Origin of the sequence: Porphyromonas sp. HMSC077F02 (assembly GCF_001815465.1) — a bacterium.
Classification (GTDB): domain Bacteria; phylum Bacteroidota; class Bacteroidia; order Bacteroidales; family Porphyromonadaceae; genus Porphyromonas_A; species Porphyromonas_A somerae.
This window is the reverse complement of the sequence record NZ_KV820630.1, coordinates 115574-133800: the sequence shown is the minus strand read 5'-3', so window position 1 is coordinate 133800 and position 18227 is coordinate 115574. Positions and strand designations below refer to the sequence as shown.

Annotated in this window: 18 protein-coding genes; 15 read left to right on the top strand and 3 right to left on the bottom strand. The window is 49.9% G+C overall.

The annotated features are described in order from the left end of the window. Nucleotides 1-1022: 1022 nt before the first annotated feature. From tsaE to abc-f, 9 genes are all read left to right on the top strand, one after another. Nucleotides 1023-1502, top strand: coding sequence for a tRNA (adenosine(37)-N6)-threonylcarbamoyltransferase complex ATPase subunit type 1 TsaE (gene tsaE / locus HMPREF3027_RS01320; RefSeq protein WP_070706428.1), 480 nt, complete (start codon nucleotides 1023-1025; stop codon nucleotides 1500-1502). Further along, a complete protein-coding gene (locus HMPREF3027_RS01315; RefSeq protein WP_018027789.1) occupies nucleotides 1502-1744 on the top strand; it encodes a hypothetical protein in 243 nt (80 codons plus the stop codon). Before tsaE ends, HMPREF3027_RS01315 begins: the two co-directional genes overlap by 1 nt. Nucleotides 1745-1746: 2 nt before the next feature. Further along, the gene (locus HMPREF3027_RS01310) at nucleotides 1747-3897 is read left to right on the top strand and encodes a tetratricopeptide repeat protein (RefSeq protein ID WP_070706427.1); all 2151 of its coding nucleotides are present in this window, start codon (nucleotides 1747-1749) and stop codon (nucleotides 3895-3897) included. Next, nucleotides 3897-4916 carry a hypothetical protein gene (locus HMPREF3027_RS01305; RefSeq protein WP_070706426.1) on the top strand — a complete coding sequence of 340 codons (1020 nt, stop codon included), beginning with the start codon at nucleotides 3897-3899 and terminating at the stop codon, nucleotides 4914-4916. The genes HMPREF3027_RS01310 and HMPREF3027_RS01305 overlap by 1 nt, the downstream gene beginning before the upstream one ends. After that, nucleotides 4917-6509 (top strand): YifB family Mg chelatase-like AAA ATPase, encoded by a 1593-nt coding sequence (locus HMPREF3027_RS01300; RefSeq protein WP_070706425.1) that lies wholly within the window; start codon nucleotides 4917-4919, stop codon nucleotides 6507-6509. A gap of 128 nt (nucleotides 6510-6637) precedes the next feature. Then, nucleotides 6638-8140, top strand: coding sequence for a sensor histidine kinase (locus tag HMPREF3027_RS01295; RefSeq protein ID WP_070706424.1), 1503 nt, complete (start codon nucleotides 6638-6640; stop codon nucleotides 8138-8140). Between the two features lie 8 nt (nucleotides 8141-8148). Continuing rightward, complete coding sequence (locus tag HMPREF3027_RS01290; RefSeq protein WP_070706459.1) at nucleotides 8149-8889, top strand: response regulator transcription factor RprY; 741 nt, start codon at nucleotides 8149-8151, stop codon at nucleotides 8887-8889. A 66-nt stretch (nucleotides 8890-8955) separates the two neighbouring features. Then, nucleotides 8956-9648 carry a TapB family protein gene (locus tag HMPREF3027_RS01285; protein ID WP_070706423.1) on the top strand — a complete coding sequence of 231 codons (693 nt, stop codon included), beginning with the start codon at nucleotides 8956-8958 and terminating at the stop codon, nucleotides 9646-9648. Nucleotides 9649-9657: 9 nt separating this feature from the next. Beyond that, the gene (gene abc-f, locus HMPREF3027_RS01280) at nucleotides 9658-11541 is read left to right on the top strand and encodes a ribosomal protection-like ABC-F family protein (RefSeq protein ID WP_070706422.1); all 1884 of its coding nucleotides are present in this window, start codon (nucleotides 9658-9660) and stop codon (nucleotides 11539-11541) included. A gap of 91 nt (nucleotides 11542-11632) precedes the next feature. Here abc-f and HMPREF3027_RS01275 read toward each other — a convergent pair whose 3' ends face one another. From HMPREF3027_RS01275 to HMPREF3027_RS01265, 3 genes are all read right to left on the bottom strand, one after another. Next, on the bottom strand, nucleotides 11633-12082 hold the full coding sequence (locus HMPREF3027_RS01275; protein ID WP_018027797.1) for a copper resistance protein NlpE: 450 nt from the start codon (nucleotides 12080-12082) through the stop codon (nucleotides 11633-11635). Between the two features lie 203 nt (nucleotides 12083-12285). Continuing rightward, entirely contained in the window at nucleotides 12286-12687 is a 402-nt protein-coding gene (locus tag HMPREF3027_RS01270; RefSeq protein ID WP_070706421.1) for a type II toxin-antitoxin system HicB family antitoxin, read from the bottom strand. Between the two features lie 69 nt (nucleotides 12688-12756). Then, the gene (locus tag HMPREF3027_RS01265; protein ID WP_070706420.1) at nucleotides 12757-12939 is read right to left on the bottom strand and encodes a type II toxin-antitoxin system HicA family toxin; all 183 of its coding nucleotides are present in this window, start codon (nucleotides 12937-12939) and stop codon (nucleotides 12757-12759) included. Nucleotides 12940-13134: 195 nt separating this feature from the next. On the opposite strand from HMPREF3027_RS01265, the gene pyrH reads away from it, so the two are divergent. From pyrH to HMPREF3027_RS01230, 6 genes are all read left to right on the top strand, one after another. Beyond that, a complete protein-coding gene (pyrH, locus tag HMPREF3027_RS01260) occupies nucleotides 13135-13851 on the top strand; it encodes a UMP kinase (RefSeq protein WP_070706419.1) in 717 nt (238 codons plus the stop codon). A gap of 84 nt (nucleotides 13852-13935) precedes the next feature. Next, nucleotides 13936-14634: a tetratricopeptide repeat protein gene (locus HMPREF3027_RS01255; protein ID WP_021902501.1), complete on the top strand. Its 699-nt coding sequence runs from the start codon at nucleotides 13936-13938 to the stop codon at nucleotides 14632-14634. A 604-nt stretch (nucleotides 14635-15238) separates the two neighbouring features. After that, nucleotides 15239-15658 (top strand): methylmalonyl-CoA epimerase, encoded by a 420-nt coding sequence (mce, locus tag HMPREF3027_RS01245; RefSeq protein ID WP_018029302.1) that lies wholly within the window; start codon nucleotides 15239-15241, stop codon nucleotides 15656-15658. Between the two features lie 46 nt (nucleotides 15659-15704). Continuing rightward, entirely contained in the window at nucleotides 15705-17258 is a 1554-nt protein-coding gene (locus HMPREF3027_RS01240; protein ID WP_070706417.1) for an acyl-CoA carboxylase subunit beta, read from the top strand. 29 nt (nucleotides 17259-17287) lie between these two features. Then, a complete protein-coding gene (locus tag HMPREF3027_RS01235) occupies nucleotides 17288-17470 on the top strand; it encodes a hypothetical protein (protein WP_021902530.1) in 183 nt (60 codons plus the stop codon). A 51-nt stretch (nucleotides 17471-17521) separates the two neighbouring features. Then, complete coding sequence (locus tag HMPREF3027_RS01230; protein WP_070706416.1) at nucleotides 17522-18001, top strand: acyl-CoA carboxylase biotin carboxyl carrier protein subunit; 480 nt, start codon at nucleotides 17522-17524, stop codon at nucleotides 17999-18001. Nucleotides 18002-18227 lie beyond the last annotated feature (226 nt).

Genomic DNA, 18227 nt, shown 5'->3' with positions numbered 1-18227 from the left:
GCCTACCTACCGAGGGGGAAGGCTGGGTTATTAGACTGTGTAAGCCCTTCGGGCTATCTGCCGGATTGACCTCCGCGAGGGATCCTTTTGGTGAGGACCCCGGCCGAGAGGTCCGTGTTAAATAGGCACAGGTCAAGGCACGTAGTGCCGAAGACCTGTGTACAGATAGGGATTCCCCTACCCATGACCCCGGCTGAGGGGTCAGACCTGCATAGGTGTTGTCCGACCCCTCGGCCGGGGTCGTGGGGTAGGTTTTGTATCGCCGATACACAGGTCTTCGGGCTTTGCCCTTGACCTGTGCCTATTTAGCACGGACCTCTGCCGAGGTCCTTTTTGCGGCCATGCCTTTATCGGGCAAGTCGGGTGCTGTGGGGGTGCCTGTCTATTCAAGAAAACCCCGAAGGGGTTTCATGGTGTATTAACCCAAGCTTCCCCCTGAAGGGGAGCGTAAGCGAGCCTGAAGGTGAAGCTTGGGAAGCAAAGTTACCAAAACCTCACTACCCCGAAGGGGTTGCATATACACGTGGGCGTGTGGATATCATAGTGAAAAGGGGGGAAAAGTTGAGTTGCAACTAAGCAATCGGCGAGATGCAACTAAGCAAAAGACGAGTTGCAACAAAGCAAATGCTTAGTTGCATCTAAACTTTTGGCGAGATACGGTCGCAGTTTTTGGTCGGATATATAGACGGTGTCAATGAACTGCTATTCTCCTTAATATAAGTCCTTTATCGGACAAGTTCGGTGCTGATGGGGGATTGCTTTATCGGACAGGTCGGACGAGTCAGACAAGTCAGACAAGTCGGACGGGCGAGCTATACTTGGTCATCGGACCTTGCCCTGTGTACAAATTAAGAGATCACGGAGACCTGGTCTCAGTTTTTACTCACATTACCGCTCTCTTTTTATCAGACTAAGTGCAGGTGTAATTCTCTATATCGTGCTGAGGTTAATGACAAATCGGGGTAATGTTTGTCTATTGGCTGGGAAATAGGTAGTTTTGTTTATTGATATATTGGATAAATATGGGGACTAAACAGATAGAGTGGGGCGAGGGAAAGAGCATAGAGTATCAGCTCAGTGAGGTACCGGAGGTGGCTAGTTTTCTGTTGAAGGAGCTAGGCACACATCCTGTTTGGTTATTTGATGCACCGATGGGGGCAGGTAAGACGACGCTTATTAAGGAACTTGCTAAAGAGCTTGGCGTGGAGGAGGTAACGAGTAGCCCTACCTTCGCCATTGTCAATGAGTATCACACCGAAAGTGGCGATCCTGTTTACCACTTCGACGCCTATCGCCTCGAGACGCACGATGATTTGCAAAACATCGGTGCTACCGACTACCTTTACAGTGGCTACTACTGCTTTGTGGAGTGGCCAGCACTCTTCACGCCTTTTCTGCCAGATGAAGACGAAGTAGTGCGTGTAAGAATTGAGATGGAGGGTGACCACCGCCGTCTCTCTCTGCTCAGTGCCGAGGAGCCATTCATCTACGACCCACGGTAATGACGAAAGCGGGACTGGTCTATATAGCCCTCGGGCTAATGTTTGTCCTCCCTGGGCTTATGGCCTTATGGGTCGGGCTGAGGGGTAGCCGTTGGTTTTTCAATAGTCGCTCCTACGGCTTCCTCCCCAAGAAGATAGGTTTGGGTGGCGCTAGGATAGCGATGGTATTAGTTGGGCTGTTGCTACTCGCGGCGGCAGTGTTGGTAGTTGTGGACCCAATGGGAATCATGAAAGGAGCTTAAGAATGAAAAAAAGAGAGATTTCTCTATCAGAATATGGAGTGGAGGAGTATTACCCTCCCCGAGTGCGGTGGCATGTGAATAAAACGCTCGAGGGGCTCTACGGCATGGTACAGAAAGATATGCGGTCGCTACCGTTGGCGGAGAGTGGAGAGATCCAGCAGCTAGAGGAGACTTACAAGTACCTTACTTACTACTATAAGGAGGGTACGGACGACCCAAAGCGCAGTGAGATCTTGAGGGGGATAGGTACCTCTCTGATGCAAATGCTCCGTGCCAATGCGGCTCATATCGAGGAAGAGGAGCGACCAAATGACACTCGTTGCGAGACCGTACAGAGGCTTAATATTTACCAGCTCAATGCTGAGAAAATAGTTCATCTAATCGATGAGCTATCGGAGGAGGTATCCAAGAGGGAGCAGAGCTACTTTGATAAGGTGGACCAACTCTTCGACTACCTCTGGGCTACACCACGGCTCCCTAAGTCGGTGTGTGAGCGTCTGCAATATACGCTTGAGATGACACAGGTGCCAGCTCTTGTGGCTCAGAGCATTGTCTCTGCCCTTTTTGTGGGGAGTATGGAGTATTTTGATGAGCAAAAGATCTCCCTATTCCTCGCCTTTGGAAAGGGGCATCACGATCCTATTGTGCGGGGTGCCGCTATGGCAGCACTCCTTGTTTTGGGTCGCCGTCATCAGGCAGAGTTGAGTACCCTTCACCCCGATTTGGTTGCGGAGGTAGAGACCTTTCTTTTATCTCGTGAAGAGCTGTTGCTAGAGCTACTTAAGGTGGTGCAGATATCGTACAAGACGACCGAAAACCACAAGACCTATGAGGAGAAGATTGTGCCTGAGCTAAAGAATATCAGTGATAAGTTTCGGCAGTCTATGAGTGGTACTGGCTCACTCAGTAGTCAGATAGCAGAGCTACAGAAGAAAGCGATTGATAAGGAGCACTTCGAGGAGATGGAGGAGCTGATGGCTAAGGTGCCAGATCAATTGAAGATGCTACAAGATGCGGAGCAAGATACCGCTTACCACCTAGTCACAGGGCTCAAGGGCTTTGCCTTTTTCAGTAAGATGAGCCACTGGTTTCTGAGGTTTGATGAGCAGTATCCCGACCTAGACCAAGCGAATGTGGAGGTCTTTACTCGCATCCTGCCATTTATGTCGCAAGGGCGTAGAATGATTAGCGCTGACATGTATTCGTATGCCTTGGTGCCAGCATGGAGAGAGGTGGTTCGTGGCATGGAGGCCGATATTTTAGAGCAGTCGATGCCCGATGCTACTCCTTTGCCAGCACCTACCGAGGTAGATGGCGCGAGGGAACTCCTCTTTAGTGCCTACCGCTTTTACCAGCTTTCAAGTCATCGGCATACGTTGGTAAGCCCATTTGCTCGTTCTCCCTATCTGCTTGATGGAGCCTTCCTCTCCAGGCGAGGACTACTTAGCGAGGAGGGGTTGCTCAAGCTCGCCACTATGATGGTGGGCTTTGGGCAATACGATGCCGCGGGTCGCACTTATGAGCGGGTGGTGGCGGACTATCTGACCAATACTGCCGAGGTGTGGCGAGGAATGTCGGTGGCAAGTATTATGCGTAACGACCACGAGGGGGCACTGCAGCAGCTGCAAAAGGCGGTGGAACTGGAGGGACCAACAGCTATTACGGCGAGTAAGATAGCCGAACTGCTCATTAAGCTTGGTCGTAGGGGCGAGGCGATTAAGTGGCTGGAGACGAGTGAGGAGCAGGTGGAGAGCTATCGGCTTCCCTTGCTACGTGCTGAGCTACTTTATCAGTCGGGACGAAATGAGGAGGCGATGAAGGCGGCCTACAAAGCGCACTATCTCTCCGATGGCAAAAACGCCAAGAGCCTTTCAATCATTGTGGAGTTGTTGCTCCTTTCTGGTAAAGCTCAGGAGGCAAAGGAGCTACTCGATCGGGCGACTAATGGTGGAGAGGGGGCACTGCTTTTCTGGAGAGCTCTCTCTACTTTGGCAGAGGGGCAACGCAAGGAGGGGATAGAGCAATTAAGCCAATGGGCAAAGGGTGGGTCGCCTGACCTTACTTTGCTGGCAAAGCTACAACTCCTCTCGCCCTATGGTTATAGCACAAGCGATCAATCGCTCATCAAGGATATCATATATAGTAAGGAGTAATGAGGATAGAGAGAGGAGCCCTGGGGATATGCCTACTTGTAGCCCTGCTATTTTGTGGCTGTGGAAGGGGACATAAGAGTGAGTCGGTAAGGCCAGTCAAGATTGTGGCAAGCCATCAAGATAGCGAGTCGGGGCCTTGGTACCTGCTGGTCTACGGTGCCCAGAGCATCACTATGGATACCTTGGAAGTGAGCCCGAAGGGTAAGGTTAGCTATCATGAGGTCTTTGATCTAGATACGATTGACCTTTTCCTCTTGAGGAATGGAGAGGGACGCCTGCAACTCCCCCTATTTCCCGACCGTGATGCCGAGACTTATTCTGCTAATATCAGCGATAAAGAGTTGTCGCTGAAGGGTCTACTCTATGAGTCTTTGCTGAAGGAGTGGTACGCAGAGAGGGAGAAAAGCGAGGAGCAACTCTTGGACTTCCTGAGTGCCCACAGTAAGGAATCGCCTACGCTCCTCCTGGTGGAGGATGGTATGGAGCAATACCAAAGTGGGAAGAATGATCAGACTTGGTGGAGTCTCTTTGCTCAATTGGCTAGAGACCAGTATGATCTTGCTGGGCTTTTGGGTTGGAGAATGGCTGGTGATAATAGTTGGAATAGAGGTCCAGTAGTTCCTTATTCTTTTGTGGTCAGTGGAATGAAGGATCGGGTCAACTTCAAGGATTTTGTGGGGAAAAATCGATTCGTCGCCCTTAATATTATGGAGCTATCGCCACAGGACTCTGCCCTATTTGCCAAGCAAAAGCGGTACTTTCATCTACTCGATAGCCTAGGTGTGTCTAGCTATAGCGTGCTGCTCAATGACTCTCTCCCCAAGAGCTTGAAGACGAAAAGCAAGGGGACGAAGCAATACTTCCTCATTGATAGCATCGGGCAGTCGCAGACTTTTCTGAAGGAGCAGTCCATCGATGAGCTACCAACCTTTATGGTGGTGGATAGCCTACAAAATATAGAGCGTAGCTGGAGTAACCCTGATAGTCTGATCAACTATATTAAACAACAAAAGAAGTAAATGATGGATGATAGCGTGCTGTGGGAGGAGACCTCGGTGGAGCGTGCACTGGTCAAGGTGTATGGAGCAGCAGTCAGTGGTATTGAGGCGTGTAAGGTGACGATCGAAGCACAGATCAGTAGTGGCACTAAGTTTATGTTGGTGGGATTGCCCGATACGGCGGTAAAGGAGAGCCACCAACGTATCCAAGCTGCCATCGCCGAGAGTGGATATACCTATCAGGAGCATCGCTACATCATCAATATGGCACCGGCCGACCTCAAGAAGGAGGGGGCTGCCTACGACCTTCCCCTAGCTATTGCGATCCTCTCGCTGAGTGAGAAGCTCCCTACGGAGCGACTTGCTGATACGATGATTATGGGTGAGTTGGCACTGGATGGTGCCCTTCGGCCAATTCATGGAGTGCTACCGATGACCATTATGGCGAAGCGGCAAGGGTTTAAGAATATCATTGTGCCACGAGCCAATGCCAAGGAGGCCTCTGTGATAGAGGGAATACGGGTGTTTGGTGCCGAGCGACTTGCTGAGGTGGTAGACTATCTCTCGCAGGGAAGCTCGGTGCTGAAGGAGTACTTATACGATGAGGAGGAGATCTTTCATCACCCGCTTCTGCACTATGCCGACTTTGCAGAGGTAAAGGGGCAGGAGATGGTGAAGCGTGCGATTGAGGTGGCTGCTAGTGGTCAGCACAATATCATTATGGTAGGCCCTCCAGGGAGTGGTAAGTCGATGATGGCTAAGCGGGTGCCAAGCATCCTACCCCCTTTCACTAAGGAGGAGGCGCAGGAGACCACCATGATTCACTCGGTGGCGGGAACGTTGCCAACGCACATCGCACTGATGCGGGAGCGACCATTCAGGGCACCCCACCATAGTACATCTAATGTGGCTCTGGTAGGCGGGGGCTCTTATCCCAAGCCAGGTGAGATCTCTCTTGCCCACAATGGGGTGCTTTTCCTCGATGAGCTACCTGAGTTTGCCCGTAATGTATTGGAGGTGCTACGTCAGCCACTTGAGGACCGACAGATCACCGTATCAAGGGCTCGGCAGACGGTCACTTTCCCCGCCTCCTTTATGCTGGTGGCCTCAATGAACCCTTGTCCTTGCGGTCACTACAACAACCCTTTCAAGGAGTGCACTTGCACGGAGGCTCAAGTGAAGGGTTATCTCGGTCGGATCTCTGGCCCGCTGCTCGATCGAATCGATATTCAGGTGGAGATACTGCCAGTGCCCTTTGAGATGCTATCGAGTAAGCAGCGTGGTGAGCCGAGTGAAGCGATCCGTGAGCGGGTGATGAAGGCGAGAGCGATACAGAAGGAGCGGTTCAAAGGGATGCCGGGGATCTATACCAATGCGCAGATGACCCCAGCGATGATGCAGGAGTTTGTCCATGTGGATGCCAATGGGTTGATGCAACTGAAGCAGGCGATGGAGCGGTTTAAGCTCTCCGCTAGAGCGTATGACCGTATTCTAAAGGTTTCCCGTACCATTGCCGACCTCGATGCCTCGCCAGATATCACGATCCAGCATATCGGGGAGGCGATCAACTACCGCAAGCTCGACCGTGGCTCGTGGGGCACTCGCACGCTCTAAATGAGTGTAACTACCCTATTGCCATAGGGTTACTGCCTTAGTTGTCTGCTTTAATTAACATTTACGCCTTAAATATTTAACGTTCTTTTTGTTAATACAAAGAGAATAATGCGTACCTTGCTCACGTTATGAAGAAGTGGACGCTTTGGTTAATCGTTGTGGCTATGGCACTAGCCCTGATTGGGTTGCTACTGATGCAACTCAATTATGTTGACGTGGTCTACCGCTTCCGAAATGAGCAGTTTGATAGTCGTGTACGTCAGGCACTCTCTTCGGTAAGTCAGGATGTGGAGCGCGACGAGATGTCACGTCTGGTTTCGGATCGCCTTGGCTTCTCCACTTCGTCGAGCCTTCTTTCGCTAGAGAACAACCTGAAGGAGAAAAACAAGCAACTACAGATTGATAGCCTGCGTTTCGGCTTGGACCAATTGCCCCAAGACCCTCTGAGGATAGCCAAGAAGCAGAGCCCCGATAGGATTCAGGAGGCTTCTCGGGAACTGATGAAGGCCTTCACGGAGCGGTATAGCGAGGTGCGTGAGATGGTGATTCAGCTCGCCATAGAGTCGGTGCGCGACAATAATCCAGCCCCTATCTACGAGCGTATTTCGGAGAAAGATCTGGACCTGCTCCTTAGCTACTACCTCACCAATAACGGCATTACACTGCCTTACATCTATGAGTTGGTGGATAATAATCATCGGGCGTACTACAGCAGTGGCAAGATACCGGCCGATGATGCCGATGCCACTTACACGCAGGTGCTATTCCCCAATGACCACCCCTCACACATGTATTTTGTGAAGCTCTATATCCCGGGGAAGCGGCAGCTTATCTCTAGTTCGTATGAGTTTATTATCCCTTCGGCGGGCTTTACGCTGCTACTCTTTGTGGTGTTTACGATTACCATTGTTTCACTGGTAAGGCAGAAGAAGCTAGAGGAGCTGCGTAAGGACTTTGTCAATAATATGACGCACGAGCTGAAGACGCCTGTCAGCACCATTATGGTGGCGAGCCAGATGCTCTCCGCAGACCAGGCGGAGACCTCTCCCGAGCGCCGACAGAAGTGGATCTCAAGTATCATGGCGGAGAGTCAGCGACTGGAGTTGCTGATTGATAAGGTGCTACAGATGTCTTTCTTCGACCGCGATAAGGTAAAGCTAAAGTTGAAGGAAATAGATATGGAGGAGCTTCTCCTCAATGTTACCAATATATTTAGCCTCAAAGTGGAGAGCTACGAGGGAGAGATTGATGTGGACCTAGGGGCAGAGCAGGCCACTGTAGAGGGCGATGAGATGCACCTCACCAATATCATCTTCAACCTCCTCGATAACGCGATCAAGTACCGAAGTATTGAGCGACCACCTCACCTTACAGTGGGTACCAGTAACGATGCTAAAAACGTAAAGATATATATCCAAGATAATGGCATCGGAATGAAAAAGGAGCATGCCAAGAAGATATTTGACCGCTTCTACCGCGTGCCGACGGGCAATCGGCACGATGTCAAAGGATACGGCCTAGGGCTGGCCTATGTGCAGCATATCATCTCGCTACACCACGGGAAGATAGCTGTGGAGAGCGAGCTAGGCAAGGGAACTAAGTTTATTATTACATTACCAATTAAAGAATAAAGATTATGATGGAAGACGTAGTAAGAGTATTTCTATGTGAGGACGACGAAAACCTGGGTCCTCTACTCAGCGAGTTTCTAAATACCAAGGGGTACCAAACCGATCTTTTCCAAGATGGACAGGCCGGTTGGGAGGCTTTTGAGGAACAACCAGACCACTGGAATATCTGCGTCCTAGACGTGATGATGCCCAAGATGGATGGGTTTGAGCTAGCACAAAAGATCAAGAGCAAAAACGAGTCACTACCCATCATCTTCCTCACCGCAAAGACCCTGAGCGAGGATGTAGAGCAGGGATTTAAGCTCGGTGCTGATGACTACCTCAAGAAGCCATTCAATACCGCTGAGCTCACTATGCGTATTGATGCGGTACTCCGCAGGGTACAGGGCAAGAAGCCAGAGCCAGTAGCATTTTACAATATCGGCGACTTCGTATTTGATACGCAGAAGCAGATGCTTACCTTCAGAGATGAGGAGCCAAAGCGACTCACCACTAAGGAGACCGATCTGCTGACGCTCCTCTGTATGCACGCTAATGACTTGATGGAGCGTAACTATGCCCTCAAAACCATCTGGGGTGAGGATAGCTACTTCAATGCCCGTAGTATGGATGTCTATATCACCAAGCTACGTAAGCACTTGGCTCAAGATGAGCGTGTGGAGATTCAGAATAAGCACGGCAAGGGGTACAAGCTCATCACGCCTAATGCCAATAGCGTACAGACAGAAGAGAATACTGAGACCATATAATTATCCACTAAGAGTCGGGGGACTTCCACAAGAGACCCCCCGACCTTTATTTGCTACAACAAACTTATGAAGAAGATAATAGCAACACTTGTTTTAGCCCTTACTACCCTTACCGCTAGCTACGCACAGTACTATGATAATGACCCTGTGGGCACGGTATATGAGTACGAGATGTCGAATAAACTGATGGGTACCTCTACGGTTACTCAGACACTGAAAAAGGTGGAGGGCAACGTCATCACCTACGAAGTGGTCACCAAGGTGCCTGGCATGAAGCAGCCAATGACCATGGAAAATGCCCTTACCTTTGCAGATGGTAAGATCCAATATAGTGTGGAAAGTCTCTTGGCTCAGAGCAAGGCTACTATGGAGCAGGCTGGTATGGGCTCAAATATTGATATGACCTTTGATGGCGATGCTGGCTTTACTCCACTCCAAGGCAAAGTAGGGGATAAGCTACCTCTGACCAAGGCTACCATCACCGCTAAGGTACAAGGGATGGATCTAAACGTCATCACTGAGATAACTCGGAATGAGATCACTGCTGTAGACGAAGAGGTGACCACTCCAGCCGGTACTTTCAAGAGCATCAAGGTGGAGCAGGAGGTAAAGACCACCACTCAGGCAATGGGGATGAACCAAACTCAGGAGAATAAGCAAATCACTTGGGTGGTGCCCAATAAGGGTGTGGTGAAAACCGAGATGACTACTATGGGTCAGGTAATGACTACTGAACTTGTTAAGATTACAAGACCATAAGGAGACTAGATGCTAGCACTGAATAATGTAGGCGTCTCCTTTGGGGCAGATAAACTCTTTTCGGAGGTTTCTCTACAGGTAAATCCGAAGGAGCGTATCGCCCTCACGGGACGCAATGGGGCAGGAAAGACTACCCTACTCAATATTATAGCAGGCAAGAGAGAGCCCTCAGAAGGGGCTCTCTCCTATCCTACCGATATGGCGATCGGCTACCTACCACAGCACCTACTGACTCAGGATGGGCATACGGTGCGTGAGGAGGCACGCCTCGCCTTTGATAAGGAATTGAAAATACAGAAGAGTGTCGACCGGCTCACCCAAGAGCTAGCGGAGCGAACCGATTACGACTCAGATGGCTATATGGAGCTGGTGCAGCGGCTCGCCAATCATACAGAGCTATTGGCACTCTATGCTCCTCAGGAGCAGGACGCACAGATAGAGCAGACGCTCAAGGGGTTGGGCTTTGAACCAAGCGACTTCGACCGCCCAACGAGTGAATTTAGTGGTGGCTGGCGAATGCGTATTGAGTTGGCGAAGATCCTCCTCGGACGGCCCGACCTACTTCTCCTCGATGAGCCGACCAACCACCTCGATATGGAGTCGATCGTCTGGCTGGAGGAGTTTCTCAAGCGAAGTAGTGCCGCGGTGATAATGGTGAGCCACGACCGCCGCTTTCTGGATAATACCACCACCCGCACTGTGGAGCTCTCCCTCGGGAAAGCGTACGACTACAAGACCAACTTCTCGCACTATGAAGAGCTACGAGAGGAGCGGTACCAACAACAACTCCGAGCATACGAAAATCAGCAGAAGATGATCAAGGATACCGAGGAGTTTATTGAGCGTTTTCGTTACAAAGCCACCAAGGCGGTGCAAGTGCAGTCGCGCATCAAGCAGTTAGAGAAGGTGGAGCGAATTGAGGTGGAGGAGCTTGACCACCGTGCGATACACTTCCGCTTCCCTATGGCGGTGTCGAGTGGCGCTTACCCTTTAATCACTAAGGAGCTATCGGTCGCCTACGGTAGTCACAGAGTGCTGCACGATATTGACCTCACCATAGAGCGGGGCGATAAGATCGCACTTGTGGGAAAGAATGGAAGTGGCAAGACCACCTTTGTGCGGGCGGTGATGGGCGAGATACCACACGAAGGGGAGCTGAAGCTGGGACATCAGGTGGAGACCGCTTACTTTGCACAGAACCAAGCCTCCCTGCTGGATCCTCATCTTACGATCCACGAGACCATCGACCGAGTGGCAGTAGGGGACATCCGACTACAGATCAATAACATCCTCGGCGCCTTTATGTTTGGCGGAGAGATTTCTGAGAAGAAGGTGGAGGTGCTGAGCGGAGGAGAGCGGAGCCGACTGGCGATGATCCGTCTGCTGCTTAGCCCTTCTAACTTCCTCATCCTTGATGAGCCGACTAATCACCTCGACCTCTCTAGTAAGGCGGTGCTCAAGGAGGCGATTCAAAACTACGATGGCACGGTGCTGATCGTTAGCCACGACCGAGACTTCCTTGATGGTCTGGTGGATAAGGTCTTTGAATTTAAGGAGGGCGGAGTGGTCAATCACCTCGGCGGAATGCAGGAGTATATCCGTAAGCTACAAGCCAATGCCGTGGGCGAAGAAGCCCCTACTCAGAGCAATCAACCCCTCGAAAAGAGTGAGGGGCGCCTTGATTACGAACAGCAAAAGGCACAGCAGAGAGAGGAACGACGCCAGCAACAACAATTGGAGCGGATTGAGGCAACCATCACCCAGCTAGAAGAGCAACTCGCCTCTATTGAGGAACAACTATCTCACCAATCAACCCCCCAGCTCCTCACCGACTACGATACCACCTCCAAAGCCCTCCAAAAGGCAATGTCCGAGTGGGAGCAGCTCATCTAACTTATACGTGTAGTTGCAGAGATAAAGAGAGTGGGCTAGACACCGGTTGGTATCTAGCCCACTCTCTATTTTTCTGGTAAATAGCTACTGATTATAGAACTACCTTATTAAGGATATACTTATCAGCAAGCTCGCCCTCAGCAAGAGTGCCAGTAGCATCAGATACGAGTGCTACAGAGTTATCAAGCACCTTGTAGTAGGTCTTAGCACCAGTAGAAGGAGTGATCAGCTCAAGTACGTCATTCTCGAGGAGATTGTAAGTACCGCTCTCCTCAGTCTTGTTCTCCTCCTTACCACCTTCAGCTACTTGAGTAAGTTGGTAAGTCATATCCGCATTGATAGTAAGGGTAGTCTTAAAGCCAGCTGCGTCGGCTGCAGGGAGGGTTCCCTCGTAAGTGCCTACGTATGCAGGTGTAGCTACCTCTTCGGTCACCTCGGTTTGAGTAGCCTCTTCTTGCTCGGTTGTCTTAGACTCCTTGCTAGAGCAAGAGGCAAGGAATAATGTAGCAGTTGCTACAAGTAGTAAACTAATCTTTTTCATCTTTCTTCTTTCATTAATAAATGTGTTCAACTTAATCCTTTAAGTTTGACGTTGCAAAGGTACACTATTTTGATGATTTACAATAATCTCACCCCAATATTTATACTTCCTCTCCTCACGAGGAAGAGTCCGCCCCGCCTCGCAACTAGGGACGTGGTCAGCAAAAAGTGCTTAATAATAAGAGGGCTGTAAAAAATGCTGGACTAAAACTTTACGGCTTGGAGCTTCTTTAACATCTCATCAAAACACTCCTGTATCCTCTCCTTTTGCTTTTCAGAGGCTTGTGCAGAGCCTGTCTTATACCTTCTAAGTAGTGAGGAGTTCACCCCTAACTCCTTTGCTAGCTCGCTAATATTGAAGTAGGGAAAGGACTTAAAAAAGCCAGTGAAGTCGTATTTGTACTCAATATCTTTTGCACTGAATTCCGACTTGTTGCCAGTCCTTTGTTGCATAAACTCGATCTGTTCTGAGAGAACCTCTGCAAAATCCTCTTTGGCCTCCTTTTCATTGAGCCCAAATCCATACACCCCATTGAGGTCTTTGGCATAAATTGAATACCCTCCGTCTTCGCCTTTCTCAATAATTGCCAATACTTTCTTTTTCATATCTACCTCCTTTCCGATTGTTTAGTCAGATTAAGTCCCCTCGCTGTTGCGAGGGGAGGACTTCATTTCCTACTTCAGTCCTGCATCTTTCATCATCTTATTGAGAGTGCCTATTGGTATCTCTTTAGAAGGATGTCTGTCTACAGGTATGAAGTAGTCAAAGTCAGGATGAGTGTAGATAGCGTGCTTTTTGCCCTCGCTCCTTTTCCACCCATTCTTTTCAAGAATCTTGTAAAACTCTGAAAACTTCATAATAATGAAATAATGGTAAATGAACGCCGTCTTAATCTGACACTGCAAAGGTAACATATTTGTTACAAATAAACAAGTGCTTGAATCATCTGAAGTTAGTTATGGGCTAAAATGCTAGTATGTAGAGGGGAGGGAGTTTCTGAAATAATGATTAAGTTTGTGGCAGATAATCACAGCTAGATAAAAGTGAAAAAGATGAAGAGATACAGAAGAGTGCTACTCAAGCTGAGTGGCGAGTCGCTCCAAGGGGCACAGGGCTACGGCATTGATCCAGTTCGCCTACAGGAGTATGCAAGTGAGATCACCAAAGTGGTGCAGAGTGGGGTGCAGGTAGCCATCGTGATTGGTGGTGGCAACATCTTTAGGGGCCTGAGCGGCGCCACCAAAGGGTTTGACCGCGTCAAAGGCGACCAGATGGGCATGCTGGCCACCGTCATTAATAGCCTAGCTCTTAGCTCCGCCCTAGAGGCTGAGGGGCAGAAGAATGTAGTCTTCACCGCCACCCCTATGAGCCCCATCGGCAAGCACTATAATAAGTGGGATGCTATTGAGGCACTAGAGAGTGGCAAGGTAGCCATCTGCTCAGGCGGTACCGGGAATCCCTACTTTACCACCGATACCGGCTCCTCACTTCGTGCGATAGAGCTCGAGACCGATGCGATGCTCAAGGGCACCCGCGTCGATGGCATCTACACCGCCGACCCCGAGAAAGACCCTACCGCCACACGCTTTGAGGAGATCACCTATCAAGAGATTCTCCGCCGCCACCTCAAGGTGATGGACCTTACCGCCACCACCATGTGCATGGAGAATAATCAGCCCATCGTGGTCTTCGATATGGATACACCTGGCAATCTCACTAAGCTTCTAGTAGAGGGACTGCCTATTGGTACCCGAGTAATTAATGAATAACCACCCGATTATTGGTCAATTCTTAATAATTATGTAGATTTGCACAATCTTTAGGGTTTCTAACCAAGTTATACAGAATAAGATATGAGCAATAAGAAGCAAGATAGGCCTGATGCCACTGAAAAGATTGAAGAGGGTGCCATTGAGGTGATCAATAAGTCGGACGAATTTATCCGCAAGAATCGCAACACCCTGATCATAGCAGTAGTAGTGCTACTCGCCGTGATTGGCGGTATCATTGCCTACAAGAATCTCTACAAGGCTCCCCGAGCTAGCAAAGCACAAGAGGCCATCTACAAGGCAGAGCAGTACTTTGATCGCGACTCATTCGAGATTGCACTCAATGGAAATGGTGCCGATGTACTAGGCTTCCTAGAGGTGATCGATCAGTATGGTGGTACCACAAGTGCTAACCTCGCAGAGGCTTATGCCGGTATCTGCCTATACAATCTAGGGCAGTACGATGAGGCAATCAACCACCTCAAGAAGTTCAAGAGCAAAGACTCCATGGCCAATCCTAGCCTTTACGGCTTGATCGGTGATTGCTACGTCAATCTTGATAAGACCGCCGAGGGCATTAAGTACTTCGAGGAGGCAGCTAAGAAGGCCGATAACGGTTTGCTATCCCCTATCTACCTCATCAAAGCAGGTATTGCCTATGAGGCACTAGGGCAGACCGCCAATGCCAAGGCTAGCTATCAAGCCGTTGTCGATAAGTATCCAAACTCAGCCAGCCTGCCAGAAGCTATGAAGCTTCTCCAAGCTCTAGAGCTGAAGAAATAAGCAACCTTTATAGATTTAAACCGAGCCGATATACTCCCATGAGTGTATCGGCTCGGTTTCTTTTGGGGCATGTGAGATAAATAATTGCCAAGGGGTTACGCATTAGAAAGAGTCTTACCATGAATGACCTCCCCTCGTGGGAGGTCAGACGGATCCTAGCCCCGAGTCGGAGAGGCGAATGCCTCGAACGACTCGGGGGTTTTGAAGCCCCTCCCCACCTTACGACCCCTTGCGGGTCGGACAATATGATCTCGGACATAAAATTAATCCTAGAGAAGGTTGTCCGACCCGCAAGGGGTCGTGGGATGGGCGGTGGATGATCGTTAATCCCCCGGTCGTTCGGGGGCTTGCCCCCTCCGACACGGGGGCTAGGATCCGTCGGACCCCTCAGCCGGGGTCCTTCCCTATAGACACACCTATGAATGCCCTACGGCAAGACCTTCCTAATGCGTAACCCCTAAATAATTGCCCTAATTGTGTGGCTATTTACAGAATAAAGTCTATATTTGCGATAAGGTCGCTAATACTGTATCAACCCAGTAGGCAGATTAGCTTTTTCAAGGAGGATAAACATAATATTAACATATAACATTAGGAAATTAGTATGAACATCTCACACATTGAGCATCTAGGGATTGCTGTAAAGAGCATCGAAGAGCACCGTCCTTATTACGAAAACGTACTAGGCTGGAAGTGCTACAACATCGAAGAGGTTGCCGACCAAAAGGTAAAGACTGCCTTCTTCAAGGTAGGTAACTCCGAGACCAAGATAGAGCTACTAGAGCCTACCAGCCCTGATAGCACCATCGCTAAGTTTATTGAGAAGCGTGGTGAGGGTATCCACCACATCGCTTACTGCGTAGATGATACCGACAAGGCACTCCAAGAGGCCAAGGAGAAGGGCGTTACACTGATCGACCAGCAAGCTCGCCGTGGTGCAGAGGGTCTGATGATCGGCTTCGCACACCCCAAGTCTACTGGCAAGGTGCTAACCGAGTTTTGCTGCCACCCAGAGGAGAAGTAACAAGCGGTAGTTACAGAGAAGAATAAATCACATAGAAGTATTAGATATGAGTACTCAAGTAGATAAATTACAGCAGCTGATCGAGATGCGTCAGAAGGCACGTCTCGGTGGTGGCGAAGCAAGAATCGAAAAGCAGCACGCCAAGGGCAAGATGACCGCCCGCGAGCGTATTGATCAGCTACTCGATAAGGGAAGCTTTGAGGAGATAGATATGTTTGTGGAGCTCCGCTCTACCAACTTCGGCATGGACAAGAAGAAAGTCCTCGGCGATGGTGTAGTTACAGGTTGCGGTACCATTGACGGTCGCCTCGTTTATGTCTTTGCACAAGACTTCACAGCCATTGCAGGCTCACTGGGTGAGATGCACGCTGCCAAGATCTGCAAGATCCAAGATATGGCGATGCGCGTAGGTGCTCCAGTAATCGGCATCAACGATTCAGGAGGTGCCCGTATCCAAGAGGGTGTCAATGCACTTTCAGGATATGCCGAGATCTTTGAGCGCAATATCCTTGCCAGTGGTGTAGTACCACAGATCTCAGCTATCTTCGGCCCATGTGCTGGAGGTGCCGTTTATTCACCAGCCCTTACCGACTTCATCATCATGGTAGAGGGTGCTTCCTATATGTTCCTTACCGGACCAAAGGTGGTGAAGACCGTTACCCACGAAGATGTAACCCAAGAGGAGCTAGGTGGTGCTTCTGTTCACGCCTCTAAGAGCGGTGTAGCACAGTTTGCCGTAGCTACCGAGCTAGAGGGTATCGACCTCATCAAGAAGTTGATCAGCTTCATCCCCTCCAACAATATGGAGACCGCACCGCTTGTAGAGTGCACCGATCCTATTGATCGTATGGAGGACGTTCTCAATGATATCATCCCTGATAACCCAAATAAGGCCTACGATATGTACGAGGTACTTGGAGCCATCGTAGATAATAGAGAGTTCCTAGAGGTACACAAAGACTTCGCCGATAATATCATCTGCGGATTCGCACGTATGGGCGGTATGAGCGTAGGTATCGTAGCCAACCAACCAAAGAGCAAGGCTGGTTCACTCGACGTGAATGCCTCTCGTAAGGCAGCTCGCTTCGTACGTTTCTGCGACGCCTTCAATATTCCACTCGTTACCCTCGTAGACGTTCCTGGATTCCTACCAGGTACCGGTCAGGAGTACAACGCAGTGATCACCCACGGTGCTAAGCTACTTTATGCATTTGGTGAGGCCACTGTGCCAAAGGTTACCTGCATCCTACGTAAGGCGTACGGTGGTGCCTACATTGTGATGAGCTCTAAGCACCTACGTGGCGATATCAACTACGCTTGGCCAACAGCCGAGATCGCAGTGATGGGCCCAAGCGGTGCCGTAGAGGTGGTATTTGCTAAGGAAGTGAAAGAGGCTGAGGATCCAGCAGCTAAGGCGATTGAAAAGGAGGCAGAGTACCGCAAGGCATTTGCCAATCCATACAACGCAGCTTCTTACGGCTATATCGATGACGTGATTGAACCACGCAACACCCGCTTCCGTGTCATTCGTGCCCTCAAGCAATTGCAGAATAAGAAGCTCACCCTTCCTGCTAAGAAGCACGATAACATCCCACTATAAGAAGTTTCACCAGTAAAGAGGAAAAGATTATGAATATCAAACTTCCCTCCTCGCAGGACGTGTACGCAGCGATTGCTTTGGCACTCCATGAGACACTTGGGACACCGCACGATAGAGAGAGCAATATCATCACTATCGACGATGCAAAGCTTCGCAATTCAGCATGGGCATCAAAGGAGCTGACCATGCGTCAGCTACCAGAGAGACGATAAGCCCGATAGCGTCGTGAGTAAAGAGAATACGAGAATAGACAGACATATAATATGAAGACATTTGACTATACCATAAATGGCTTGAAGTACCATGTAGACGTGGTAAGCATCAAAGAGGATAAAGCCGAGGTGAGAGTAAATGGCAATAGCTATGAGGTAGAGCTAGATAGAGCCTTCGACATTGACCAAGAGGCATGGGCAGCAGCTACCCCAAAGGCAGCCGCTCCAAAAGCTACTCCAGTAGCACCAAAGGCCGAGGAGCCAGCTCCCGCAGCAGAGGCACCAAAGGCAGCTCCTGCAGCTGGTGGCAAGGCATCGGGTGCACCTATCAAGTCTCCACTTCCAGGCGTCATCATCGACATCCTAGTGAGTGTAGGTGCTAGCGTCAAGAAGGGCCAAAAGATCATGGTGCTCGAGGCGATGAAGATGGAGAATGAGATCAAAGCCGACCGCGATGGTGTCATCAGCTCTATCCAAATCAATAAAGGCGATACCGTACAAGATGGCGACACACTCGTAACCATCGAGTAATCCAACGGCCATATCCTAAACTAAGCGGGGCGAGCAATCTACATTGCTCGCCCCGCTTTATTTACCCAGCCCTAAATATCGTTGATCCAACCACTCACAAAGAAACCGCACGAGGAAAAGTCCTTGACTATAATGCAAGATGAAGTGTTTGTCAATGCCTACACTGTCCTCTGAAGGAGAGCGTGTTAGAGAAGCACCCGCGAGGGTGCCACTCAGCTAGCCCCCA